The 24,584-nt window shown below is 57.9% G+C and carries 25 protein-coding genes; 19 read left to right on the top strand and 6 right to left on the bottom strand.

What is annotated here, in order from left to right:
• Positions 1-35 precede the first annotated feature (35 nt).
• Together ACR3E2_RS15965 and ACR3E2_RS15960 are read right to left on the bottom strand one after the other, a co-directional pair.
• Entirely contained in the window at positions 36-860 is an 825-nt protein-coding gene (locus ACR3E2_RS15965; protein ID WP_480483224.1) for a ChaN family lipoprotein, read from the bottom strand.
• Complete coding sequence (locus tag ACR3E2_RS15960; RefSeq protein ID WP_480483222.1) at positions 857-1,735, bottom strand: RNA polymerase factor sigma-32; 879 nt, start codon at positions 1,733-1,735, stop codon at positions 857-859. The genes ACR3E2_RS15965 and ACR3E2_RS15960 overlap by 4 nt, the downstream gene beginning before the upstream one ends.
• Positions 1,736-1,835: 100 nt before the next feature.
• Here ACR3E2_RS15960 and cobU point away from each other — a divergent pair, with 100 nt between their 5' ends.
• Genes cobU through ACR3E2_RS15940 form a run of 4 tightly spaced genes read left to right on the top strand, consistent with a single transcriptional unit; the run spans position 1,836 to position 5,436 of the window.
• A complete protein-coding gene (cobU, locus tag ACR3E2_RS15955; protein WP_480483220.1) occupies positions 1,836-2,357 on the top strand; it encodes a bifunctional adenosylcobinamide kinase/adenosylcobinamide-phosphate guanylyltransferase in 522 nt (173 codons plus the stop codon).
• The gene (locus ACR3E2_RS15950) at positions 2,354-2,932 is read left to right on the top strand and encodes a histidine phosphatase family protein (protein ID WP_480483218.1); all 579 of its coding nucleotides are present in this window, start codon (positions 2,354-2,356) and stop codon (positions 2,930-2,932) included. The genes cobU and ACR3E2_RS15950 overlap by 4 nt, the downstream gene beginning before the upstream one ends.
• A 58-nt stretch (positions 2,933-2,990) precedes the next feature.
• Positions 2,991-3,875: a glutathione S-transferase gene (locus ACR3E2_RS15945; RefSeq protein ID WP_480483216.1), complete on the top strand. Its 885-nt coding sequence runs from the start codon at positions 2,991-2,993 to the stop codon at positions 3,873-3,875.
• A 46-nt stretch (positions 3,876-3,921) separates the two neighbouring features.
• Positions 3,922-5,436: a YifB family Mg chelatase-like AAA ATPase gene (locus tag ACR3E2_RS15940; RefSeq protein WP_480483214.1), complete on the top strand. Its 1,515-nt coding sequence runs from the start codon at positions 3,922-3,924 to the stop codon at positions 5,434-5,436.
• Here ACR3E2_RS15940 and gshB read toward each other — a convergent pair.
• The 3 genes from gshB to rsmI all read right to left on the bottom strand — a co-directional run bounded on the left by gshB (position 5,433) and on the right by rsmI (position 7,657).
• Positions 5,433-6,365 (bottom strand): glutathione synthase, encoded by a 933-nt coding sequence (gshB, locus tag ACR3E2_RS15935; RefSeq protein ID WP_480483212.1) that lies wholly within the window; start codon positions 6,363-6,365, stop codon positions 5,433-5,435. The genes ACR3E2_RS15940 and gshB overlap by 4 nt on opposite strands.
• 61 nt (positions 6,366-6,426) lie before the next feature.
• Complete coding sequence (locus ACR3E2_RS15930; RefSeq protein WP_480483210.1) at positions 6,427-6,798, bottom strand: YraN family protein; 372 nt, start codon at positions 6,796-6,798, stop codon at positions 6,427-6,429.
• A gap of 1 nt (position 6,799) precedes the next feature.
• Entirely contained in the window at positions 6,800-7,657 is an 858-nt protein-coding gene (gene rsmI / locus ACR3E2_RS15925; protein ID WP_480483208.1) for a 16S rRNA (cytidine(1402)-2'-O)-methyltransferase, read from the bottom strand.
• 88 nt (positions 7,658-7,745) lie between these two features.
• Here rsmI and ACR3E2_RS15920 point away from each other — a divergent pair, with 88 nt between their 5' ends.
• From ACR3E2_RS15920 to murJ, 3 genes are read left to right on the top strand one after another with little or no spacing between them, the layout of a single operon-like run.
• Entirely contained in the window at positions 7,746-8,918 is a 1,173-nt protein-coding gene (locus ACR3E2_RS15920; protein ID WP_480483206.1) for a penicillin-binding protein activator, read from the top strand.
• Positions 8,878-11,697, top strand: coding sequence for a [protein-PII] uridylyltransferase (locus ACR3E2_RS15915; RefSeq protein ID WP_480483204.1), 2,820 nt, complete (start codon positions 8,878-8,880; stop codon positions 11,695-11,697). The genes ACR3E2_RS15920 and ACR3E2_RS15915 overlap by 41 nt, the downstream gene beginning before the upstream one ends.
• Positions 11,694-13,235, top strand: a complete 1,542-nt coding sequence (gene murJ / locus ACR3E2_RS15910; RefSeq protein WP_480483202.1) for a murein biosynthesis integral membrane protein MurJ — start codon at positions 11,694-11,696, stop codon at positions 13,233-13,235. The genes ACR3E2_RS15915 and murJ overlap by 4 nt, the downstream gene beginning before the upstream one ends.
• Here the strand turns inward: murJ and ACR3E2_RS15905 are convergent, their stop codons facing one another.
• On the bottom strand, positions 13,236-13,922 hold the full coding sequence (locus ACR3E2_RS15905; RefSeq protein WP_480483200.1) for a rhomboid family intramembrane serine protease: 687 nt from the start codon (positions 13,920-13,922) through the stop codon (positions 13,236-13,238).
• 86 nt (positions 13,923-14,008) lie between these two features.
• Here ACR3E2_RS15905 and trpS point away from each other — a divergent pair, with 86 nt between their 5' ends.
• The 12 genes from trpS (at position 14,009) to ACR3E2_RS15845 (ending at position 24,577) form a co-directional block, all read left to right on the top strand.
• Entirely contained in the window at positions 14,009-15,037 is a 1,029-nt protein-coding gene (gene trpS, locus ACR3E2_RS15900; RefSeq protein WP_480483198.1) for a tryptophan--tRNA ligase, read from the top strand.
• Positions 15,038-15,096: 59 nt separating this feature from the next.
• Positions 15,097-15,960: a branched-chain amino acid aminotransferase gene (locus tag ACR3E2_RS15895; protein ID WP_480483196.1), complete on the top strand. Its 864-nt coding sequence runs from the start codon at positions 15,097-15,099 to the stop codon at positions 15,958-15,960.
• Between the two features lie 76 nt (positions 15,961-16,036).
• Positions 16,037-16,492 carry a universal stress protein gene (locus tag ACR3E2_RS15890; RefSeq protein WP_267366250.1) on the top strand — a complete coding sequence of 152 codons (456 nt, stop codon included), beginning with the start codon at positions 16,037-16,039 and terminating at the stop codon, positions 16,490-16,492.
• Positions 16,493-16,501: 9 nt separating this feature from the next.
• The gene (locus tag ACR3E2_RS15885) at positions 16,502-17,095 is read left to right on the top strand and encodes a DsbA family protein (RefSeq protein ID WP_480483194.1); all 594 of its coding nucleotides are present in this window, start codon (positions 16,502-16,504) and stop codon (positions 17,093-17,095) included.
• A 69-nt stretch (positions 17,096-17,164) separates the two neighbouring features.
• On the top strand, positions 17,165-17,728 hold the full coding sequence (locus ACR3E2_RS15880) for a NifU family protein (RefSeq protein WP_480483192.1): 564 nt from the start codon (positions 17,165-17,167) through the stop codon (positions 17,726-17,728).
• The gene (gene tsaB, locus ACR3E2_RS15875; protein WP_480483190.1) at positions 17,718-18,308 is read left to right on the top strand and encodes a tRNA (adenosine(37)-N6)-threonylcarbamoyltransferase complex dimerization subunit type 1 TsaB; all 591 of its coding nucleotides are present in this window, start codon (positions 17,718-17,720) and stop codon (positions 18,306-18,308) included. Before ACR3E2_RS15880 ends, tsaB begins: the two co-directional genes overlap by 11 nt.
• A gap of 11 nt (positions 18,309-18,319) precedes the next feature.
• Positions 18,320-18,718 carry a GNAT family N-acetyltransferase gene (locus ACR3E2_RS15870; RefSeq protein ID WP_480492796.1) on the top strand — a complete coding sequence of 133 codons (399 nt, stop codon included), beginning with the start codon at positions 18,320-18,322 and terminating at the stop codon, positions 18,716-18,718.
• Positions 18,719-18,875: 157 nt separating this feature from the next.
• Positions 18,876-19,874, top strand: coding sequence for a BMP family lipoprotein (locus tag ACR3E2_RS15865; protein WP_480483186.1), 999 nt, complete (start codon positions 18,876-18,878; stop codon positions 19,872-19,874).
• A 95-nt stretch (positions 19,875-19,969) separates the two neighbouring features.
• A complete protein-coding gene (locus ACR3E2_RS15860; RefSeq protein ID WP_480483184.1) occupies positions 19,970-21,499 on the top strand; it encodes an ABC transporter ATP-binding protein in 1,530 nt (509 codons plus the stop codon).
• A 1-nt stretch (position 21,500) separates the two neighbouring features.
• Complete coding sequence (locus tag ACR3E2_RS15855) at positions 21,501-22,595, top strand: ABC transporter permease (RefSeq protein WP_267363837.1); 1,095 nt, start codon at positions 21,501-21,503, stop codon at positions 22,593-22,595.
• Positions 22,595-23,563, top strand: coding sequence for an ABC transporter permease (locus ACR3E2_RS15850; protein WP_480475132.1), 969 nt, complete (start codon positions 22,595-22,597; stop codon positions 23,561-23,563). The genes ACR3E2_RS15855 and ACR3E2_RS15850 overlap by 1 nt, the downstream gene beginning before the upstream one ends.
• A gap of 90 nt (positions 23,564-23,653) precedes the next feature.
• On the top strand, positions 23,654-24,577 hold the full coding sequence (locus tag ACR3E2_RS15845) for a sulfite exporter TauE/SafE family protein (RefSeq protein ID WP_480483182.1): 924 nt from the start codon (positions 23,654-23,656) through the stop codon (positions 24,575-24,577).
• The last annotated feature ends 7 nt before the right edge of the window (positions 24,578-24,584 follow it).

The following is a 24,584-nucleotide window of genomic DNA, read 5'->3' as shown; positions in this document are numbered from 1 at the left end:
CGACATTAGGCAAGCCCAGCAGGTTGTTCCAGCGATTAATTCTGAACCTGAAACGCCGCACAGGGATCTTCACGCTCAACTGTGGGGCTATCGATTACGATATCAAAGTCACCGTCGATGATGTTGTCCTCGGACTGTCCGACCGAGACCACCTTCCACCCGGGTTGAAGGCGTTCAAGAAATGTCGGGATACCTCGGTCTTTGCGCGCATGTCCGTTCCCAGTGATCACGGCAACCGGGCCGCCGGTTTCTTCCATCGCGCGTATCACCGCGCGCGCAAGAACCGCATCGCGCAAACGCTGGATCGCGACCATCTGGGGTAACATTTCGGGTGGGAGAGCATCGCAATGCGCGGCCATTTGATCCGTCTCACGCGCCGCCTGCTCCTCGGGCGTCAGCGGTACAGTCAAACCATAGCGCGCCGCGTCTGCACCCAGCGCCGTGGCGGCCCCGCGTTCCATCGCAGCCCGCGCGGCAGCACGCGGCACCATGGCCCCGTAAACCGGCGCACCGGAGGCCTTGAACACCGGATAATACAGCCTAAGTGGTGGCCAGCCGCTTTCTGCCCATTGCAGAATACGGCTCAACTCTTCCGGGTTGGACACCGCTTTTTGCGCCAGCCGTTGCGCGCCTTCTTCGGTGACCATCTCCCAGACGACGGCCGAGGGTGAGATCTTCATAATCGCTTCAGCTTGAACAAGGTGGTGGCGGGGATTGTCGTGAACCTCTCCCAGAATCACCACATCTGCATCCCGCATCGCGAGAGCCGCATCATCGGAAATAAGATCTTCCGCCAGTCCGGGTCGCGCCGCTGTAACCGTAAGGCCCAGAACACACGCAAGAATCGCAAGCTGTTTCATGCGATGAAGTGTTGCACCTCGCTCGACTGGGCTTCAAGGTTCTTGCGCATTTTTGCGAACGCTGCGGCCTCAAGCTGTCGCACCCGCTCCTTGGACAGTCCCAACTCGACGCCGAGACTCTCCAGTGTCCGCGCAGGCTCGCGCAGTTTGCGTTCGCACACAATGAACCGCTCGCGGTCATTCAGTGCGTTCATCGCGATCAGCAACCACTGGCGCAATTGTTCGGTATCGTGGGTGTGCTCAACTGCTTCAGCGGCCTGTTCGCGTTCATCTTCCAGCGCATCGATCCATTCGCGCCCGTCTTCGTCGGCGGATTGCACCGCGTTCAGTGAAAAATCCGACCCTGACAGCCGACCTTCCATCAGTTCAACGTCGCGCAAAGGAACCCCGATTTCCGTGGCGATCATCTGATGCAGCTGGTGGCGGTCCAGTTCAAGCCCTTCGGTTGCGGCCTCGCGTTCCAGCCGGGCCTGAACCCGACGCATGTTAAAAAACAGCGATTTCTGCGCCGAGGTGGACCCCGTTCGCACCATGGACCAGTTCCGCATCACATAATCCTGAATGCTCGCCTTGATCCACCACACCGCATAAGTCGAAAACCGCACCCCGCGATCAGGGTCGAACTTGTCTGCGGCCTTCATCAAACCCAGACCGGCCTCCTGGATAAGGTCATTCATCGGCGCGCCATAGCGTTTGAACTTGGCCGCCATCGAAATTGCCAGCCGCATATACGCTGTGATCAGGCGGTGCAGCGCCTGTTCATCACGCTGGTCACGCCAGGCATAGGCCAGCTTCAGTTCCGTTTCCGCATCCAGCAACTCGGCCTTCATCGCTTGCCGGGACATCGAAAAATCTGTCGCGTTGTCCAGTGCCATAAACCTCTCCCCTGATTTGCAGGCGTTGGCCGGGCTTGCCATGCCGACCTATGACCGATACGCAAAACAGCACCAATTGGATCATCTTTAGGTAAGTACTGTGGCGTCAGATTTAACCTTAATTCTGGGCGGAGCTGCTTCGGGCAAGTCGGCATTTGCCGAGAACCTCGTTGTTTCCACAGGGAAAAATCGAGTTTACCTAGCGACATCACAAGTGTTTGATGACGAGATGCGGCAGAAGGTTGATCGCCATTTGGTACAGCGGGGCGGCGGTTGGACCACGATTGAAGAGCCCCTTGACCTGAGGCCGGTGCTGTCCAGCCTGTCCTCGGATCAGGTGTGTCTGGTCGATTGCGCCACCATGTGGCTCAGCAATCACTTGTTGGCCGAAACCGATCTGGGCGCAGTCCAAACTGACCTGCTAAAGGCCCTGCGTGCATGCCCCGCGCAGATTGTGATCGTGTCGAACGAAGTCGGGCACGGTATTGTTCCGGATAACGCGCTTGCCCGCCGCTTTCGCGAAGCGCAGGGCCGGCTGAACATCGCACTTGCGGCGCAGGCTGGTCTGGTAGTGCAAGTGACCGCCGGGTTGCCGTTGGTCCTGAAAGGGCAGCTACCGTGACACGACTGCATCTTGTTCGCCACGGGCCCACGCATGCAAAGACGATGGTTGGCTGGTCCGATCTGCCTGCTGATCTAAGCGATACAGCGGCGCTGAAGCGCCTGCACGACCATTTGCCATTCGATGCATTTGTGATTTCGTCCGACCTGTCGCGCGCGATTGACACTGCTTCGGCCATTCAGGGCCAGCGTCACCGTCTGCCACATCATCCAGACCTGCGGGAAATCCATTTCGGTCAGTGGGAGCTTCGCGGGTTTGCCGATATTGAAGCCGAAGACCCCGAGCTGGCTTTTGCCTATTGGGACAACCCCGGTGATGTCCGCCCACCGCAAGGTGAAAGCTGGAATGAGGTCCGCGACCGGGTCGATTCCGCGATCGACGCGCTTATGTCCGCGCATACGGGCCGCGATCTGGTGATCGTCGCGCATTTCGGCGTAATCCTGACGCAAGTACAACGCGCCCTCGATCTGGACGGGCAGCAGACGTTTGCGCATCGGATCGACAACCTTTCCGTTACGGATATTGCTGTCAACGGCGGGGTGTGGACTGTCGGATCGATCAATCACCTTCCGTGAACAGGTCTAACACAAATCACTGATTTACCGGTCCGCAAAGCTGAGGCATCGTCCGCGCATGACTTATGACCTTTATATCGGCGATCGCCTCTTCTCCAGCTGGTCAATGCGCGGCTGGTTGATGCTTGAGAAATTCAACCTGCCCTATCGCAGCCACATGATCGGCCTCTATTCCGGCACCATGGCGCAAGATATGGAACCGCTGGCCCCTGCCCGCCTTGTTCCTGCATTGCGCCTGCCGGATGGAACGGTTGTGGGGGAAAGCTTGGCGATGGCCGAAACCCTGGCCGAACGCCACCCCGATGCCGGGTTGTGGCCTTCGGATGCTGCACCCCGGGCAACCGCCCGCTGGCTATGCGCCGAAATGGTAGCCGGATTCAGCGCCCTGCGTGGAGAATGCGCCATGCAGCTGCGCCACGTGTGGCAAGGCTTTACGCCGTCTGAGGCGACTTTGTCAGACCTGGAGAGGATTGAAACACTCTGGGCACATGCGCGGAGCGTGTCAGGGGCAGACCAAGGCCCGTTATTTGGTGCCTATTCACTGGCAGACGTCTTCTACACACCCGTTGCTGCGCGGATCGTCGGCTATGGGCTGCCGGTGTCAGAGGCGAACCGGGCTTATTGCATGGAATTGCTCTCTGATCCCATAGTCAGACAGTGGCGCGCCATGGGATTGACCGTAGAGTACGACACCTTCCCATACGCGCAGGACTTGCCGTCCAGCCCTTGGCCGGTCGGGGGTGTATCTGCCGCGAAGCCGGTTTCAGGTGGTCCGTCAATCAACACCGCCTGCCCGTATTCCGGCAAGCCTGTGACTGAGTTCCTGGAGCTAGACGGGCAATGCTGGGGGTTCTGCAACCCATTCTGCCGGAACAAAACCGTGGCCGATCCCGAAGCATGGCCCAAATTCGCGGCCATGCGCGCAGCCGTTAACGACTCTTAAACCAGAACCGTGGCAGCAACGTCCTGTTAACCAAAACAGGACTGCCATGGTCGCCCGCGCCCACACCGTTGCTTTTCAAGGAGTCGATGCCCGCCCGGTCGAGGTGCAATGCGCAGTCTCACCCGGACTGCCAGCCTTTTCCATCGTGGGCCTGCCCGACAAAGCCGTGTCCGAGGCGCGTGACCGCGTCCGCAGCGCGCTGAACGCTATGGCCATTGCGCTGCCGTCCAAGCGGATCACCATCAATCTGTCCCCTGCCGACCTTCCTAAAGAAGGCAGCCATTTCGACCTGCCCATTGCGGTCGCGCTTTTGTCCGCGCTCGACATCATCCCTGCCGATGCCGCGGAAAGCACCGTTGCGTTGGGGGAGTTGTCACTCGACGGTTCTCTGGTGCCCGTTGTCGGTGCTTTGCCCGCCGCGATGACGGCCGCGTCAGAAGACCGCACATTGCTTTGTCCGCGCGCCTCCAGCGCCGAGGCGGCCTGGGTCGATGCCACTCAGGTGATCGGTGCCGGATCGCTTGGAGAGGTCGTGCGGCATTTTTCGGGCCAATCCCCTTTGCCAGCGGCACAACCCGGCGAAGTGAACCTGACGCCGTCCAACCGCGACCTGCGCGATGTGAAAGGGCAGGAGCGCGCCAAACGTGCCTTGGAAATCGCCGCGGCCGGACGTCACCATCTGATCATGATCGGCACGCCGGGATCGGGCAAATCCATGCTGGCAGCGCGGCTTCCCGGAATTCTACCGCCGCTTACAGCCGTGGAAGCCCTGGAAACGTCGATGATCCAATCGCTATGCGGATTACTGGATGAAGGTGGAATAAACCGCACACGCCCATTTCGCGAACCGCACCACACGGCCTCGATGGCAGCCATAGTTGGTGGTGGAAAAGGGGCCAAACCGGGTGAAATCTCATTGGCCCATAATGGTGTGTTGTTCATGGATGAATTCCCTGAGTTTCCACGAACGGTTCTGGAAACCCTGCGACAACCCATTGAAACCAGAGAAGTCATGGTGGCGCGCGCGAACGCCCATGTGAAATACCCCTGTCGTTTCATGCTGGTCGCCGCCGCCAACCCTTGCAAATGCGGTTATCTGACAGATCCATCGCGCGCCTGTTCGCGAGCACCGGGATGTGGTGAAGATTACCTGAATCGAATCTCGGGCCCGTTAATGGACAGATTCGACCTGCGGATCGAAGTTCCGCCTGTGGGCTTCACCGATCTTGATCTGCCCCCATCCGGCGACAGCTCGGCGACAGTTGCAGCACGTGTCGAAAGGGCGCGTGCCATTCAGGCAGACCGGTTTCGTGACACGCCGGAGTTACGACAAAACGCTGATGCAGAAGGCAAAATACTGGAAGAAGTCGCCACACCCGATGCCGAAGGAAAAGAGCTACTGTTGAAAGCTGCAGATCGGTTCGGCCTGTCAGCCCGGGCCTTCCATAGAATCCTGAGGGTGGCGCGCACCATTGCCGATCTGGACGGTGCGACCGATATCCGCCGCCCACACGTGGCTGAAGCGCTGAGTTTTCGCATCTCTGCCCGGGTTATGGCTTAAAGCCTGGCCTCGATGGTCTGCCATATCTTTTCGGCAATATTTACGCCGTCAAACCGTTCCAACTCCTGAATGCCGGTCGGTGAAGTCACGTTAATCTCGGTCAGATAGTCGCCAATAACGTCAATTCCGACAAAGACCTGACCCTTTTCCTTCAGCAAAGGCCCAATCGCCGCGCAGATCTCAAGATCGCGGTCAGACAAGCCGATCTTTTCCGGACGTCCGCCAACATGCATGTTCGACCGCGTTTCGCCTTTGGCGGGTACCCGGTTGATTGCGCCGACCGCTTCTCCATCCACCAGGATCACCCGTTTGTCGCCATTGCTGACATCCGGCAGGAATTTCTGCACGATCAAAGGTTCGCGCGAGAATCCGGTGAACAGCTCATGCAAGGAAGTCAGGTTGCGGTCATTGGCATCAAGCCGGAACACACCCGCGCCGCCATTCCCGTAAAGCGGCTTGAGGATGATATCGCCGTGCTTTTCCTTGAACGCCTTGATCGTCTGCAAATCACGCGCAATCGTTGTTGGCGGAGTCAGGTCGGGGAAATCCAGCACCAGCAGCTTTTCCGGGTAGTTGCGCACCCAGAACGGATCGTTGACGACTAGCGTCTGACCCTTGAGACGATCCAGCAAATGCGTGGACGTGATGTAATGCATGTCAAAAGGCGGGTCCTGACGCAGCCAGACGACATCGAAATCGGCAAGATCCACCTCACGTTCGGGACCCAGAACCGCAGGATCTCCGGCAACCCTTTGCACAGTCATGTCGTGACCTCGCGCGGTGATGCGACCCTGCTGATAGGCCAAATGATCCGGACCATAGAAAAACAAAGAATGCCCGCGCGCCTGTGCCTCTTCCGCCAGACGGAACGAACTGTCGGCATTGATATCCACGGCCCCGATCGGGTCCATTTGAAAGGCGATTTTCATGACATGTCCCTCAGTTTCCCGCCAGATACATGGACCAGCACGCCTGTGGGTTCAATGGGGCTTAGCCAAAACCAAAGGCGTTTTCGATGATTTGAACCGCGCCAGAACCATCCACAAGCGCCGCGTCAAAGCGCACGTTTGTCAGCTGCCCGTCCGGCTCGTTTTCCAAGAACTGCGCGGCAGAGGCGTAAATCCGTTCGATCTGCTTGCGGCTGATCCGGGCAGCGGCTTTTTCAAAGCTGGTGCTTTTCTTAACTTCGATAAACACAAGCCCGTCGCCGTCGCGCGCAATCAGGTCGATCTCTCCGCCAGCGCCCCGCCAGCGACGATGCGCTATGGCAAAGCCCCGACGTTCGTAATCTGCAGCGACCTGTGACTCTGCGGCCTGTCCGGCGTGGTAAGAGATCGAACCCTGTCGTTCACGCCGCCCCATGTCATCCCTTGCCCAATTTCAGAGCTTTCTGGTAAATCGGTCGGCGCGGCAAGTTATACATTTCCGATACAAGATCCGCTGCATCCCGAACTGAGTGATTTTCCAAAGCCCGTTTCAAAGCTTCTTCTAGATCGGATTCGTTAACACTTTGCGAATGACCGCGGTCCACCAGCAGGACGATCTCGCCTTTGACCGTCTTGCCCCGATACTCCTCTGCCAGTTCGGACAGGCTGCTGCGACGGACCTCCTCAAACTTTTTTGTCAGCTCTCGACAAAGCGCAGCCTGCCGTTCAGGCCCCAAGCATTCAGCCAGGTCCGACAGACAGGCGGCAACGCGTTTCGGAGATTCGTAGAACACCAATGTGCCGGGGATGTCCTTCAACGCCTCGATACGGGTGCGGCGTGCTTTGGATGCGTTGGGAAGGAAGCCTGCAAAAAAGAAGGCGTCCGTGGGAAGCCCCGCCAACGTCAGGGCCGTTACAACGGCAGACGCGCCCGGGGCGCAGGTCACGGTATACCCGGCTTCGGCGGCCTGCTTGCCCAAATCATAGCCCGGATCGGCAATTAGCGGCATTCCTGCTTCGGACGCGTAGGCCACCGATTGCCCTTGCGCCAGCGCCTCCATGATCTTGCCGCGTGCGCCTGCGCCGCTGTGGTCGTGATAGGCTTGGATTCGTCGGCCTTCCAGCGGGATGCCATGTATTTCCATCAAGCGACGTAAACTGCGGGTGTCTTCTGCCGCAATCACATCGGCTGAGGCCAAAACATCCAAGGCCCTGAGCGTAATGTCGCGTGCTGTTCCAATCGGAGTGGCAACAAAATACAGGCCCGCAGCCAACTTGATCTTTTGGAAATTCAAAGCTGGACCCTCACAGCGTGACGTTTATTATCGCGGCTCAACAGAACAGAAGCATTCGCAGCCGCCGGATCAGGGAGTTTTCATTTAGATGTTTACCGTTTGCAAGCCCGTAAGCAAGCTGGCGAAAGTCGCCGCTGCCCTGACGACCGCAGCGTTTCTTGCTGCCTGTGAACCAGGTGGTCTTGGCGGAGGTCCCTCGATCAATACCGCAAAGCCGGTTCCTGTCGCCTTGCTGGTTCCCAGAGGATCTGCGCAATCTGGTGATGCAGCGCTGGCGCAAAGCCTTGAGAATGCTGCGCGGCTTGCAATGTCGGATTTGCCAAATGTCCAGATCGACTTACGCGTTTATGACACGGCCGGAAACCCGAACACGGCGACAGCCGTTGCACAACAGGCTGTTGCGGACGGGGCAAAAATCATCATTGGTCCAGTATATGCCCAAGCAGCGAATGCTGCGGGATTGGCGGTGCTGAGCAAGAACGTCAACGTTCTTTCGTTTTCAAACAACGCCAGCATTGCAGGCGGCAACGTCTTTGTATTGGGCCCGACCTTTGACAACACGGCCAACCGGCTGGTGAATTATGCGGGCAGTCAGGGCAAGGTCAACACCGTGGTCGTGCACAGCAACGACGCCGCAGGACAGTTGGGCCGGTCCGCAATCGCCAATGCCATAGCGAACAGTCGGGTCAACAATGCAGGGACCGTCGCATACGACCGGTCGCAACAGGGTGTCATTAATGCGGTTCCCACGATCAAGGCCACTGTCGATTCGACGGGCGCGGATTCGATCTTTCTGACGGCGACCACGGCGGGGGCATTGCCGCTGTTCTCGCAATTGCTGCCAGAGGCCGGTGTTTCTCCGGCAACCACGCAATTCATTGGCCTGACACGTTGGGATATCCCTCCGCAAACTCTGGAGCTTCCGGGGGTTCAGGGGGGGTGGTTTGCGTTGCCTGACCCGTCCAAGGCACAAGCCTACCGTCAGCGTTACAACGCAACCTACGGCGAAGCACCGCACCCGATCAGCGGCTTGGCCTATGACGGCATCGCCGCAATTGGTGCCTTGGTCAGCCAGGGCAAATCAGACGCCCTGACCGCTTCGGCCCTGACGCAGAACGCCGGTTTCCAGGGTGTTGGCGGCATCTTCCGCCTACGCCCGGACGGCACCAACGAACGCGGTCTGGCCGTTGCCACGATCCAGAACAAACAGGTGGTTGTGATTGACCCTGCCCCACAAAGCTTCTCTGGTGCCGGTTTCTGATCTGACGGGCGCGATCAACGTGCCCGAAAGCGCGTTGATCTGCCCCGCCGGAGACATCTTCGACAGCACTGCCGTCAATGATGCACTGGCTCAGGCCTTTGAGGTCTGCCCGGACAACACCAAAATGCGGTCCGAGACGGTGCGCATTCTGCGCGAGGCTCAAAAGTCTGGCCGCGCGGCCATTGCAGAGGCATTTGGCGAACGTCCTTTCGACGCGCGCGCACTCACGCGCTCATATACATACCTGACGGATCAACTGGTTGGGACGGCGATGCTGGTCTCAAGCACACGCCTGCATCCGCTTGCAACACCCACCCAAGGTGAAAAGATCGCCGTTCTGGCTGTTGGCGGTTACGGGCGTGGGGAAATGGCGCCGTTTTCAGATGTCGACCTGTTGTTCCTCACCCCCTACAAGATCACCGCATGGGCCGAGAGCGTCATCGAGTCGATGCTTTATATCCTGTGGGATTTGCGGCTTAAGGTCGGGCATTCGTCACGCACGATCAAAGATTGTCTGCGGTTGGGTGCCGAGGATTTCACGATCCGCACAGCGATGTTGGAGCAACGCTATCTGGCCGGTGACAAGGCACTGGCGGACGGGTTGGACCGAAGGCTGAAAGACGAACTGTTCAAGGGAACCGAACGCGAGTTCATCGAAGCCAAGTTGCACGAACGTGACGAACGCCACCACAAACAAGGCGAGCGTTACATGGTCGAACCCAACGTGAAGGAAGGCAAAGGCGGCCTGCGTGACCTGCAATCCCTCTACTGGATCGCGAAATATATCTATGGCGTTCAGGACGTGGCCGAACTGGTGCCTTTAGGCTTGTTCACCCCCGAAGAGTTCAAGACCTTCGTTCAGGCCGAAGAGTTCCTTTGGGCTGTACGCTCGCACCTGCATCTAGTCACCGGTCGCGCGACCGAGCAGCTTACCTTTGACATGCAGGTCGAGGTCGCCGCACGCATGGGGTACGAGGACCGCGCCGGGCGTCGCGCGGTCGAAGTGTTCATGCAGCGGTATTTCCGCGAAGCCACACGCGTAGGTGAGTTGACGCGCATCTTCCTGACCAAACTCGAAGCGCTGCACATGAAAGGTGCGCCCCTGCTGGAACGCATTTTCCGCAGGCGTCGACGGGTCAAGGCAGGGTACAAGGTGGTTCACGGTCGTCTGGATCTGGTGGAACCTGAGAAATTTCTCTCCGACAAAATGAACCTGCTGCGCCTGTTCGAAGAAGGTTTGCGGACAGGTATGCTGATCCATCCTGATGCCATGCGGCTGGTGAGCGCGAACCTGCATCTGATCGATGACGAAATGCGCGGCGACAAGGAAGCTCAGCGCATTTTCCTGGATCTGATGTTGAAACACGGCAACCCGGAACGCGCATTGCGACGGATGAACGAGTTGGGCGTGCTGTCCGCTTTCCTGCCCGAGTTCGAGCACATCGTGGCAATGATGCAGTTCAATATGTATCACAGCTATACGGTGGACGAGCATACAATCCAGTGCATCGTCAATCTTGCCCAGATCGAACGCGGAGAGCTGGTCGAATCTCTGCCTCTGGCCTCTTCGATTCTGAAAGGCGGGGTCAATCGCAAGGTGCTGTATGTCGCGCTTCTTTTGCACGACATTGCGAAAGGTCGCCCCGAAGACCACTCGATTCTCGGGGCGCAGATCGCGCGCAAGGTGGCGCCTCGGCTCGGCCTGAACAAATCGGATTCCGAAACCGTTGAATGGCTGGTGCGCTATCACTTGCTTATGTCCGATATGGCCCAAAAACGCGATATCTCCGACCCTCGGACAGTGCGCGATTTTGCCAAGGCCGTTCAGACAACCAAACGGCTGGATCTGCTGACGGTTCTGACGGTTTGCGACATTCGCGGCGTTGGCCCGACCACCTGGAACAACTGGAAAGCCACTCTGCTGCGCGCCCTGCATGCTGAAACAAAGCGTGCACTGGAAACCGGTATGGAAGATCTGAACCGGGCAAATCGGGGGGCCGAAGCCAAAACAGCGCTGCGCCGTGCTTTGGACAACTGGTCCAAATCTGACCTCAAGGTCGAGACCGGGCGCCACTACGCCCCGTATTGGCAGGGCCTGAATCTTGCGACGCATATCGAATTTGCCGAGATGCTGCACGCGCTGGAACAAAGCGGCGATCCAGGCGCGATGGAAATTCGCCTGCAACCTGATGAAGACCGTGATGCGACGCGGGCCTGTTTCGCGATGGGCGATCACCCCGGTATTTTTGCCCGCATCGCCGGGGCACTGGCCTTGGTTGGCGCGAATGTCGTCGATGCCCGCAGCTATACCACCAAAGACGGCTATGTAACGGACGCGTTCTGGATACAGGACGCCGAGGGGCACCCGTTCGAGGCATCGCGCCTTCCTCGCTTGACGCAGATGATTCACAAGACCCTGCGCGGTGAAGTCGTCGCCAAGGAAGCACTGAAGTCACGTGACAAGATCAAGAAACGCGAACGCGCTTTCAACGTGCCAACACATATCACGTTCGACAATGAGGGCTCTGAAATCTACACGATCATCGAAGTAGACACACGCGACCGCCCCGGCCTGCTGTTTGACCTGACACGGACCTTGGCCGCGGCGAACGTGTATATCGCCAATGCCGTGATTGCGACCTATGGCGAGCAGGTGGTCGATACGTTCTACGTCAAGGACATGTTCGGCTTGAAGTATTACTCGGAAAGCAAGCAGCGCGGACTTGAGGCGAAGCTGCGCACGGCAATCACCGAAGGCGCCGAGCGTGCGGCCTCATGAAGCAAATACGCTTGTTCTCGGGCCTGTTCACGGTCGGCTTCTGGACGCTCGCCAGCCGAATTTTAGGGTTTCTACGGGAAATACTGCTGACGGCCTATATCGGACCGGGCCCAGTGATGGATGCCTTTGTTGCAGCCTTTCGCCTGCCCAACATGTTCCGCCGCTTTTTCGCCGAGGGGGCATTTAACGCGGCCTTTGTGCCGATGTTTTCCAAACGGCTGGAAGCAGAAGAAGACCCTCAGGGTTTTGCGCAGGACGCGTTCAATCTTCTGGCCGTGGCTGTTCTTGCGCTGGTCGGGCTGGCCATGGTTTTCATGCCCGGTCTGGTGTGGCTGACCGCCGAAGGGTTTTACGGCGATGAACGGTTCGATCTGGCGGTGGACTATGGATATGTTGTGTTTCCATACATCCTGTTCATGTCTCTGGCTGCCTTGTTTTCAGGTGTTCTGAACGCAACCGGGCGGTTCGCGGCGGCGGCAGCCGCACCTGTTCTGCTGAACATTTTCGCCTGCACCGCCCTGATCGCCGGTGCCATGTCCGGCGGCGAGGTGATCCGGTGGTTGATCCCTGTCATTCCAGTGGCCGGTGTCGCGCAGCTGGCGTTGGTCTGGGTTGCTACCGAACGCGCCGACATCCGCATCCGCCCCAGCCTGCCGCGCCTGACGCCTGAAATGCGACGGATGGTACGTATCGCAGTCCCGGCCGCGCTGGCGATGGGGGTCACGCAGGTCAATCTGGTTGTCGGGCAATTGGTTGCGTCGAAAACCGAAAAGGCCGTCAGCTGGTTGTTTGCCGCAGACAGGCTCTACCAGTTGCCTTTGGGTGTGGTAGGCATTGCTGTCGGCATAGTCTTGTTGCCGGACCTGTCCCGCCGCTTGCGCGCGGATGACAAAGAGGGCGCACGCAATGCCTTTTCCCGGGCCGGTGAGTTCACACTGCTGCTGACGCTGCCTTCGACTGTCGCCCTCGTGGTTATGCCAACCTCCCTCGTATCCGTGCTGTTCGAACGCGGCCAGTTCGGCCCCGAGGATACGGCCGCCACGGCCCTTGCGGTTGCCATCTACGGGGTAGGGCTTCCGGCTTTCATGTTGCAAAAATTGCTGCAACCGCTGTTTTTTGCGCGCGAGGATACACGTTCCCCGTTTCACTACGCGGTTGTTGCGATGATCGTGAACGCTGCTCTTGCGTTTGGTCTGTTTCCACTGGTGGGCTGGATCGCGCCAGCAATTGCCGCATCGACTGCGGGGTGGGCGATGGTGGTGCTACTGGCTTTCGGCGCACGACGTATGGGTGAAGAGGCGCGCTTTGATGTCCGGTTCAAAAAGCGCGCGGGCCGGATTGTGGCCGCTTCGCTTGGGATGGGCGCGATATTATACGCAGCGCTCTACCTGTTCGGGTGGGCATTGGATGTTCCCGGCTGGCGCTATCTGGCACTGCTGGTCCTGATCATGGTCGCGGCCGTCTCATATTTCCTTCTGGGCCATATCTTCGGCGCTTTCAAACTGTCGGAGTTCAAGCACGCCCTGCGCCGGTCCTGATCAATCCCGGCGAATGCGGCCGACGATCCGGGACCACGCGCCCGGTGCAACAAGAAAAGACATGCCAAAACCGGTGGCAAACCCACCCAGATCAGCAACCCATTCCCAGTTGCCACCAAAGATCAGGCCGAAAAGAAATTGTATGCCCATAAGGACGGCAATCAATTGAAATGCCCGTGCTTGGTTTGCACCTACAAGTGACAGTTTGCGCCACAACAACCACGTAAATGCGCCTATCAGACCGTACACCGGCGGGAACCCTCCGATCAGCGGATAGCGCGGGTCCAGTAACACGGCGTAGGCCAATGCGCCGCCAATGCCCGACACGACAAAAATCAGCAGCATTGGGAAACTGCCGAACACTTCGCCAACCATTTTGCCCATCGCCAGCACGAAAACACAGACGAAAATCGCCTGGGTGAAATTGGCGGATACAAAGGGGTAGGTCACGAAGCGGATGACATGTTCGAATGGCCAGCGCCCGTTCAGAACCATCCAGTCGAAAATATCCGCCGAGAACGCGTAATGCTGTATCGCATCCAGCCGCCAGCCCACCGCTGTTGGCCCTCCGACCAGCCCGCGTGATCCCAGCGTGAAGGCAATTTCTATCCCGATTATGAACAGAACCAACGCCACCACAGCAGGTGGCAGAGGGTTCACAGGCGGTGTGTAATGTCCACTGCTCATTGGGCTGGCCTTTCGCGGCTGTTGACGTCCCTTTGCCTCATGGGTAAGCGACGGGGGCTGATTTTTCCAGACAGGAGTTCCCTTTGATGACTGAGTCCCAATTCACGCCACGCGTGTTTTCCGGCATCCAGCCTTCGGGAAACCTGCACCTTGGGAACTACCTTGGTGCACTCAAGCGTTTTGTCGATATGCAGGGTCCCGAATTCGAAACCGTCTATTGCATGGTCGATTTGCACGCCATCACCGTATGGCAGGACCCAGATCGTCTGCGCGAAAAAACACGCGAGGTTTGCGCGGGCTTTATCGCGGCGGGTCTTGATCCAGAAAAATCAATCCTGTTCAACCAAAGCCAGGTGCCCGAACACACTCAGCTGGCCTGGATTTTCAACTGCGTCGCCCGAATGGGCTGGATGCAACGGATGACGCAGTTCAAGGACAAGGCGGGCAAAAATGCGCAAAATGCCTCGCTTGGCCTGTTTGCGTACCCTGCCCTGATGGCAGCCGATATTCTTGTCTACCACGCGACACATGTTCCTGTGGGTGAAGACCAGAAGCAGCACCTGGAATTGACCCGCGATATCGCGATCAAGTTCAACCACGACTACGGCGTCGACTTCTTTCCCGTGACTGAGCCCGTGATTGGAGGCCCTGCCCCGCGCGTGATGAACCTGCGGGACGGTTCGCGCAAAATGTCGTCCTCCGACCCCTCGGACATGAGTCGGATCAACCTGACCGACGATGCAGATGCGATCGCAAAGAAAATCCGCAAGGCCAAGACCGACCCTGACGCTTTGCCGTCGGATGTCGAAGGTCTGGAGGGCCGCCCCGAAGCGCGTAATCTGGTCAATATCTACGCAGCACTCAGCGAACAGAGCATAGCGCAGGTTCTGGCCGAAGTTGGCGGCAAGCAGTTCGGTGATTTCAAACCGATGCTGGCTGATCTGGCGGTCGCCAAGCTGGCCCCAATCTCGACTGAGATGTCGCGCCTTATGGGAGAACAGGCCGAGATTGACCGGATTCTGGCTCACGGGGCCGAACGCGCCCGCCAGATCGCTGCTCCGATCCTGCAAAAGACCTATGAAATCGTCGGTATGGTCGGATCGGCATCACGCTGAATGCACTGGACCTTCGCCTGACGCCCACCTAGGGTCTGCCTGAACCAGAGGAGGGCGTCATGGCAACCGGCAAAAACATCCGGACCTACTTTCAGGGCCAATGGCATGACGGGGATACACCCATCATGCGCGCAGCGGATCATGGGGCCTGGCTTGGATCATCCGTATTCGATGGTGCCCGCTATTTCGACGGGCTGGCCCCTGATCTGCACGCCCATTGCGCCCGGGTGAACCGGTCCGCCGAAGCCCTGATGCTGACACCCACCATGACAACCGAACAGATGGTCGAATTGGTGCATGAAGGGTTGCAAGCCTACAGCCCTGACACAGCTGTTTATATCCGCCCGATGTATTGGGGCATTGATGGCGACAGCACGGCAATCGTTCCGCAGGAAAACAGCACAGGGTTTGCCATCTGTCTGGAAGAAATCCCGATGGCACCGGAAACGGCTTCAGCCACGCTGTCGACCACGCGGTTCCGTCGCCCGGTACTGGAATCAGCAGTGGTCAACGCCAAGGCCGGGTGCCTTTACCCCAACAATGCGCGCATGTTGCAAGAGGCGCGCTCCAAGGGATTCTCGAACGCACTGGTCGCTGACGCGATGGGCAATGTGGCCGAAACGGCAACAGCCAACATCTTCATGGTCAAGGATGGCGAGGTCTTTACCCCGATCCCCAACGGCACATTTTTGGCAGGGATCACGCGGGCGCGACATATCAAGAATCTGCGCGAGGATGGTGTTACAGTTCATGAAACGGTCTTGGGTTTCGAGGATTTTCACCAGGCGGACGAGGTTTTCATGTCCGGCAATATGAGCAAGATCACACCTGTGACTGCGCTAGAAGACACACAGTTTCAGGTTGGTCCAATTGCCCGCCGTGCCCGCGCACTTTACTGGGACTGGGCTGCAAGCGAACGCTAGTAATCGACATGAACGTGTCCGAGTTGCCAGCACGCAAACGCTCGGGCATGATCTCTTAAAATTGAAGAGGACACCCATGCGTAAGTTCTTAGTTGTTCTGGATGACAGCCGTGAATGCCTGAACGCAATGCGGTTCGCCGCGATGCGTGCCGCGCATACAGGTGGCGGAGTGACGATCTTGTCGGTTATTCCGCCGGACGAGTTCAATCACTGGATCGGTGTTGCCGAAACCATGCGCGAAGAAGCCCGGGAACGTATCCATGCCCATTTCGAAGTCTTCGCCAAATGGATGCGCGACAAACAGAACGTAGAACCTGAACTGGCCATTCGCGAAGGTGATCCGGTGCCGCAGATCATCGAACACGTTCAGTCTGACCCTGAGATCGGCGTTCTTGTTCTTGGGGCGGGGACTGACAAGAAAGGCCCCGGTCCGCTGGTAACCCAGCTCACAAAAAACTCTGGCAGCCTACCGATCCCGATCACGATTGTTCCAGGTGACCTGAGCAAGGAAAAGTTGGAAGAAATCACCTGAGGATCGAACATGGCGAAGACGTTGCAGTTCTGGTTCGACTTCGCCTCGACCTATTCCTATCTCAGCGCGATGCGGATCGAACAGGCTGCGCAGGACAAAGGCGTCCCGGTCGACTGGCAGCCTTTTCTGTTGGGTCCGATTTTCGCGGATCAGGGATGGCGCACGTCACCGTTCAACCTGTATCCGGCCAAAGGGCGCTATATGTGGCGCGACATGGAACGTCTTTGCGGCGCACGAGGGCTGCCGTTGGTTCGGCCTGACCCGTTCCCGCAAAACTCCCTCACCGCAGCGCGCCTGGCTCTGGCCCTTGCGCATCGCGAAGAACGGGCTTCCTTCGCAAAGGCTGTCTTCAGCGCTGAATTTGGGGGCGGGAGGGACATTTCTGACGAAGACGTGCTTGAGGATTGCCTGAAGATGGCGGGTCTGCCTGCGGCAGTGATGAATCGTGCAAAAGATCCGAGCATCAAGGCTGCTCTGTTCGAGCAATCTGCGCGCGCAAAAGCACTTGGCCTGTTTGGTGCGCCGAGTTTTGTGGCGGGGACAGAGCTGTTTTGGGGAGATGACCGGCTGGATGACGCGATTCGTTACGCGGTCACGATTTAGAATCGTTCCAAATATTGACTTCTCCGACCCCTGAGCGCATATCAGAAACACCTCAGACGGAGCTGCCTCATGTTCATCCAGACCGAATCCACCCCAAACCCGGCCACGTTGAAATTTCTGCCCGGCCAAACGGTTCTTGAGGCTGGAACCGCGGATTTCCCGACAGCCGAGGCTGGTGACAAGTCCCCATTGGCCAAACGAATCTTTGCCGTAAACGGCGTGACCGGTGTGTTCTTTGGAAACGATTTTGTCACTGTGACCAAATCCGACAATGTTCAGTGGGATCACATCAAACCTGCAATTCTTGGCGCAGTGATGGAGCATTATCAATCCGGCCAGCCCGTCATGGGTGCCGACGCGGCAGCGGCCTCGGGTCATGCCGAACATACCGGAGAAGATGCAGAGATCGTCAATCAGATCAAAGACCTGCTGGACAGCCGCGTGCGCCCGGCCGTAGCACAGGATGGTGGCGACATCACCTTTCATGGTTTTGATCGCGGCATCGTCTACCTGCACATGCAAGGTGCCTGCGCGGGGTGCCCGTCATCAACCCTGACACTGAAGATGGGTATCGAAAACCTGCTACGCCATTACATCCCCGAAGTGACTGAGGTTCGCCCAGTTGCCGTCTGACCCGACGATCCTGGCATTTGATACATCGGCCGCGCATTGCGCGGCCGCTTTGTTGCGTGGCGGTGTGATCGCAGTATCCCGTGTCGAAGGCATGTCGCGGGGTCAAGCCGAACGATTGATGCCCTTGCTGCAAGAAGTGCTGACCGAGGCCGGTTGCGTATGGGCCGATCTGGACGCTATCGGTGTTGGGATTGGGCCCGGCAATTTCACGGGTATACGCATCTCGGTCTCTGCCGCCCGGGGCCTTGCCTTGGGCCTTGGCGTCCCGGCGGTGGGCGTTTCTGGATTCGATGCTCTGATTGAACTGGCAGAAGAGGGACAGCTACCAGCCATCCCTGCGCCGCGCGAACAGGTGTATGTACAACTTCCCGGAACCGGCCCTTGCCTTTTGCCCAGGGACGAGGCCGAACAGCATGGGCCTTTGTATGTCTGCTCCGATCCCGCATTGCAGGTACAAGCCGTTGCCAGACATGCCGCAAGACGATGGCGCAAGGTCAGTGCACCTCCGGCCCCGCTATATGTCAGACCTGCGGACGCAGCCCCGTCCCGAGATGTGCCGCCTGTGTTACTGGACCAATGACGCCTTACGAGATGGCAGCGACACATGCAGCGGCATTCACCCAGTCACGCCCCTGGACTGCCGATGAATTCGCCAGCCTTTTGGAGAACCGGTTCACTGACTGCGTTGGGGATGCCCGTTGCTTTGCCCTTTTTCAGGTAATCGCGGGTGAGGCAGAGTTACTGACGATTGCGACTCACCCCGCGTTTAAAAGACAAGGTCTCGGGTTTCAGACCATGCGCAACTGGCACGGCCGGGCAGTCACTTTGCAGGCAAACCGCGCATTTCTGGACGTGGCTGCCGACAATGTTGCAGCAATCGCGCTGTACGGACGATGCGGGTATCGCCAGTGCGGTCGGCGCAAAGGTTATTATTCTAGAAAAACAGGCCCAAATATCGATGCTCTTGTGATGGAACGCGCACTGCCCTAACGGCAACCAAAGATTTTTTAGACCATTTGGTCAGAAATCAATTGACCATGACGGTTGCAAACGTCCTTAATTCCCGCCATCACAACACTTATGCTCGCTAAAAGTGGGTAAACGGGGCTAATCTGACCTCGTGCCAACAAAAAAATGGGAGACTTAAATGACCCTGATGAAATCCTTGATGGGTGCTGCCGCTGCTGTCGCTCTGACCGCAGGTGCAGCTTTCGCTGAACCGGCGCTGATCTTTGACCTGGGCGGCAAGTTCGACAAATCTTTCAACGAAGCCGCATATAATGGCGCGCAGCGTTGGGCCGATGAGACCGGCGGCGAATACCGCGAGATCGAGATCCAGTCGGAAGCACAGCGCGAACAGGCTCTGCGCCGTTTCGCAGAATCAGGTGCCAACCCGATCATCACCATGGGCTTTGGTATGGCTGATCCATTGTCGGCCGTTGCAGGTGATTATCCTGAAACCAAATTCGTGGCCGTCGACGTGAACTGGCTGGACATCCCCAACATCCGCCAGATCGGCTTTGCCGAGCATGAAGGATCGTACCTGGTTGGCATGATGGCAGCGATGGCATCGAAATCGGGCACCGTTGGCTTTATCGGCGGTATGGACATTCCGCTGATCCGCCACTTTGGCTGCGGATACGCACAAGGCGCCAAAGCCGTGAACCCGGACATCAATGTTGTCGCCAACATGACCGGCACCACCCCTGCGGCGTGGAACGACCCTGTAAAAGGTTCGGAACTTACAAAAGCACAGATCAGCCAGGGTGCTGACGTGATCTATGCCGCAGCTGGTGGTACAGGTGTAGGCGTTCTGCAAACGGCAGCTGACGAAGGCATCCTGTCGATCGGCGTGGACAGCAACCAGAACCACCTGCATCCGGGCAAGGTCCTGACGTCGATGCTGAAGCGTGTGGACGTCGCGGTGTATGACGCGATGAAAGCAGGTGACGCCGTAGAAACCGGCGTGTTCACAATGGGTCTGGCCGAGGAAGGTGTTGGCGTCGCCATGGACGATAACAACAAAGAACTTGTTTCGGCCCAAATGAACGATGCGGTGGAAGAAGCCCGCAAAGCCATCATCAACGGCGATATCACCGTTGTCAGCTATTACGAGAACGACAGCTGCCCCGCACTGCAGTTCTGATACCGCGCGGGGCGGAAGGAACCCTTCCGCCCTGCCATCCACTCTGCCATCCGTGCCACCTGCCGGATGGGCTTTTCGGCAGTTGAGGGTAAGACATGACCGTCCCCGCCATTGAGCTCAAAGGGATTTCCAAATCCTTTGGGCCGGTTCAGGCCAACAAAGACATCTCAATCAGCGTCGCCCCCGGTACGATCCATGGGATTATCGGTGAAAACGGTGCGGGCAAATCCACGCTGATGAGCATCCTCTACGGCTTTTACAAAGCCGACAAAGGTGAAATTTGGATCAACGGGACAAAGACCGAAATCCCTGACAGCCAGGCGGCTATCGCCTCGGGCATCGGGATGGTGTTTCAGCATTTCAAGCTGGTGGAGAATTTCACGGTTCTGGAAAACATCGTTCTGGGTGCTGAAGATGGCGGCCTTCTGGCTCCGTCTCTGGCCAAGGCGCGTAAAGAACTGAAAGAATTGGAAGAAGAATACGAACTGTTCGTTGACCCCGACAAACGCATTGATGAGATCGGTGTGGGGATGCAGCAGCGCGTCGAGATTTTGAAGGCTTTGTATCGCAAGGCCGAGATTCTGATTCTGGATGAACCGACTGGTGTTCTGACCCCGGCTGAAGCTGACCAGCTGTTCCGTATCCTGGATCGTCTGCGGGCCGAAGGGAAAACGATCATTGTGATCACCCACAAGCTGCGCGAAATCATGGAAAACACCGATACCGTTTCGGTCATGCGCCGTGGGCAGATGACAGCTACGGTGAAAACTTCGGACACCAGCCCGGAAGAACTGGCCGAGCTGATGGTAGGCCGCAAGGTTTTGCTGCAAGTCGACAAGGTGCCTGCGACACCGGGCAAACCCATTCTTGAGATCGAAAAGCTGAGTGTTTTTGATTCCGCCGGAGTTGAACGGGTAAAAGGTATCGACCTGACCGTGCGTGCCGGTGAGATCGTCGGTATTGCCGGTGTGGCGGGCAATGGGCAGTCGGAACTGCTGGAGGTTCTGGGCGGGATGCGTCCGGGACAAGGCTCGATCAAGCTGAACGGCGAACCGCTGGCCCTAAGCGGAGCCGGATCTGACGGTCAGGCGCGTCGTGCACAGCATATAGCGCATGTGCCGGAAGATCGGCAGCGTGAAGGCCTGATTATGGATTTCCACGCGTGGGAAAACGTGGCCTTTGGCTATCACCGGGACCCCGCTTATCAGTGGGGCCTGTTCATGGACAATGCCGCGTTGCGTGCTGATACCGAAGCCAAGATCGAGAAATTCGATGTCCGGCCACCGGATCCTTGGCTTGCAGCCAAGAGCTTTTCGGGTGGAAACCAGCAGAAAATCGTCGTTGCCCGCGAAATCGAGCGAAACCCTGACCTGCTGCTGGTCGGCCAGCCGACGCGCGGCGTTGACATCGGCGCGATCGAATTCATTCACAAGCAGATCGTAGCCCTGCGCGATCAAGGCAAGGCGATCCTGCTGGTTTCGGTTGAGTTGGAAGAGATATTCTCGCTGTCCGACCGGATCGCAGTGATGTTCGACGGGCATATCATGGGTGAACGGCTGCCCAATGAAACAGATGAAAAAGAACTTGGCCTGCTGATGGCCGGTGTTGCAGGAGAGGCCGCGTAGGATGGAAAAAATGCCTAAATGGGCCGATGTCGTTCTGATCCCGCTGATCAGTCTGATGCTGGCCGCTATCCTGTCGGCGCTGGTCATCCTCGCCATCGGAGAAAACCCCGTCGAAGCTGTTAAGCTGATGGTTTCGGGCGCGTTGGGGTCAACCTATGGCTGGGGCTATACGCTCTATTACGCGACGAATTTCATGTTTACCGGTCTTGCGGTCGCCGTCGCATTCCACGCCCGCTTGTTCAACATCGGTGGCGAAGGTCAGGCGATGCTGGGCGGTCTTGGGGTGGCCATGGTTTGCCTTTACGTCGACTGGCCGCATTGGAGCATTGCATTGCTTGCGGCCTGCGCCGCATCAATGCTGTTCGGCGCGTTTTGGGCCGCTATCCCGGCCTATCTTCAGGCCAAGCGCGGCAGCCATATCGTGATCACCACGATCATGTTCAATTTTATTGCCGCTGCCTTTCTGAACTACATGCTGGTCAATGTCATGCGCCCGCAAGGGTCGCAGGACCCGGCAACCGCACGGTTCCCCGAATCCGTCCATCTGCCAACATTCCAGTCAATGTTCTCAACCGCAGAGAACGTGGTGTTCCGGGGGGCTCCGGTAAACATTACGTTCTTCATCGCTTTGCTGGCCTGTGTCGTCGTCTGGGCGCTGATCTGGCGGACCCGGCTGGGCTATGAAATCCGTGCTTACGGCCACTCAGAAACCGGCGCGGTCTATGCCGGCATCTCGCCGGTTCGCATTACCATTGTTGCGATGCTGATCTCGGGTGCGCTGGCAGGTCTGATGGCCATCAACAACGTTATGGGCGAGGCGGAGCGCCTTGTCCTGAACTCGACAGAAGGCGCTGGGTTCATCGGGATTGCCGTGGCCCTTATGGGGCGCTCACACCCGTTCGGGGTATTGCTGGCCGCGCTTTTGTTCGGGTTCCTGTATCAGGGCGGTGCGGAACTGGCGCTGTGGGCATCGATCCCGCGTGAACTGATCGTGGTCATTCAGGCGCTGGTGATCCTGTTCACCGGTGCGCTGGACAACATGGTACGGATGCCGCTTGAGAAACTGTTCCTTGGTATGCGGAAGAGGGCAGAGTAATGGACTTCTTTGTAACCCTCATCCAGGTTCTGGATTCGACCATCCGCCTATCTACGCCTCTTTTGCTGGCCTGTTTGGCCGGTCTGTATTCGGAACGGGCTGGCATTTTCGACATCGGGCTGGAAGGCAAAATGCTGGTGGCCGCGTTCTTTTCTGCGGCTGTCGCGGCGGTTACGGGTTCAGTCTGGCTGGGCTTGCTGGCAGGCATCGGATCCTCATTGGCGCTGTCAGGGCTGCACGGGTTGGCATCGATAACCTTCCGGGGCAACCAGCTGATTTCGGGTGTCGCAATAAACTTTCTCGCCTCGGGCCTGACAGTGCTTGTCGCCCAAAGCTGGTTCCAACAGGGCGGTCGAACGCCCTCGCTCTTTGGTGGCGGCCGGTTCGAGCCTATCAACTTTCCATTTGCCGATGCGCTTGGAGGGGTTCCGATTGTCGGCCCGATCTATTCCGAACTGCTCTCGGGCCATTCGATCCTTGTTTATGTGGCATTCCTGATGGTTCCAGCAACGTGGTGGGTGCTTTTCCGCACACGGTTCGGCCTGCGCCTGCGGGCTGTGGGTGAAAACCCGGCAGCCGTCGACACGGCAGGTGTATCCGTGGTTGGCCTGCGCTTCGCAGCCGTCGCGATCTGTGGCGTACTTTGTGGTATCGCGGGCGCTTATCTGGCGACGGCTTTGCAGGCGGGGTTCGTCAAGGAAATGACCGCTGGTCGTGGCTTTATTGCGCTGGCCGCCTTGATCTTTGCCAAATGGCGTCCGTGGCACGCCATGTGGGCCTGTTTGCTGTTTGGCCTGCTTCAGGCGGTAGCACTTCGGTTCCAAAACATCGATCTTGGTGGCGTAGTGATTCCGGTCCAGGTGATGGACGCCCTGCCCTATATCCTGACAGTTGTTATTCTGGCCGGTTTTGTCGGCAAGGCCGTGCCACCACGGGCAGGCGGAGAGCCCTACATCAAAGAGCGCTGATAAGGCCAGTTCCGAATGGAGTTTCAGTCCTGTTCGCTGCAAGGCGGCATGCAGAGTTGATTTTGCATGCCGCAACCGTTCTAAGAGGGTATGCACGTATACCTTCCCATAGCCGAAGTTTCTGTCAGCCCATTCCTGCTGTTGGGGATCGGTGGGGTCGTCGGTGTTTTATCTGGCATGTTCGGTGTCGGCGGAGGATTTTTGATCACTCCGCTGCTGTTTTTTATCGGCATTCCCCCGGCGGTTGCCGTTGCGACATCAGCCAATCAGGTTGTCGCTTCCTCCATTTCGGGATTGTTGGCCCATCTCAGGCGCAAGACCGTGGACCTGAAAATGGGAAGCGTTCTGCTGACCGGAGGGTTGTTTGGCGCGGCCCTGGGTATGGTGGTTTTCAATTTTCTCAAGCATCTCGGACAGGTCGATCTGGCTGTACAGATTTGTTATGTCGTGTTTCTGGGGGCCATCGGAACCCTGATGTTCATTGAAAGCCTTGCCGCCATCCGAAAAGCCAGAAAGTCCGGGTATCAACCTGCCCCCAAGCGACGCCAGCGTACATGGGTTCACGCACTGCCCTTCAAGATGCGGTTTCGGGCATCAAGCCTGTACATCTCGGTCATACCACCTGCACTGGTCGGGTTTGGTGTTGGCATCCTGTCGGCGATCATGGGTGTCGGCGGCGGGTTCATCATGGTACCCGCGATGATCTATGTTCTTGGCATTCCGACCAAAGTGGTTATCGGGACATCCCTGTTCCAGATCATTTTCGTCGCCGGTTTCACAACCATGATACATGCGTCGACAAATTTCAGCGTCGACATAGTGCTTGCCCTGTTCTTGTTGCTTGGCGGCGTTCTGGGCGCGCAATTGGGGACGCAGATCGGTGCACGTCTGAAAGCCGAACAGCTGCGCATTTTGTTGGCGTTGCTGGTCATGGGCGTTGCCGGAAAGATCGGATTTGACCTTCTATTGCCGCCGTTGGAGATCTTTTCTCTGGCAGAGCCTGGAGGGGTATGATGTTGTT

This window comes from Ruegeria sp. AL7 (genome assembly GCF_056536105.1).
Note: the sequence above shows the minus strand (reverse complement) of the source record. Positions and strands in the feature narration are given on the sequence as shown.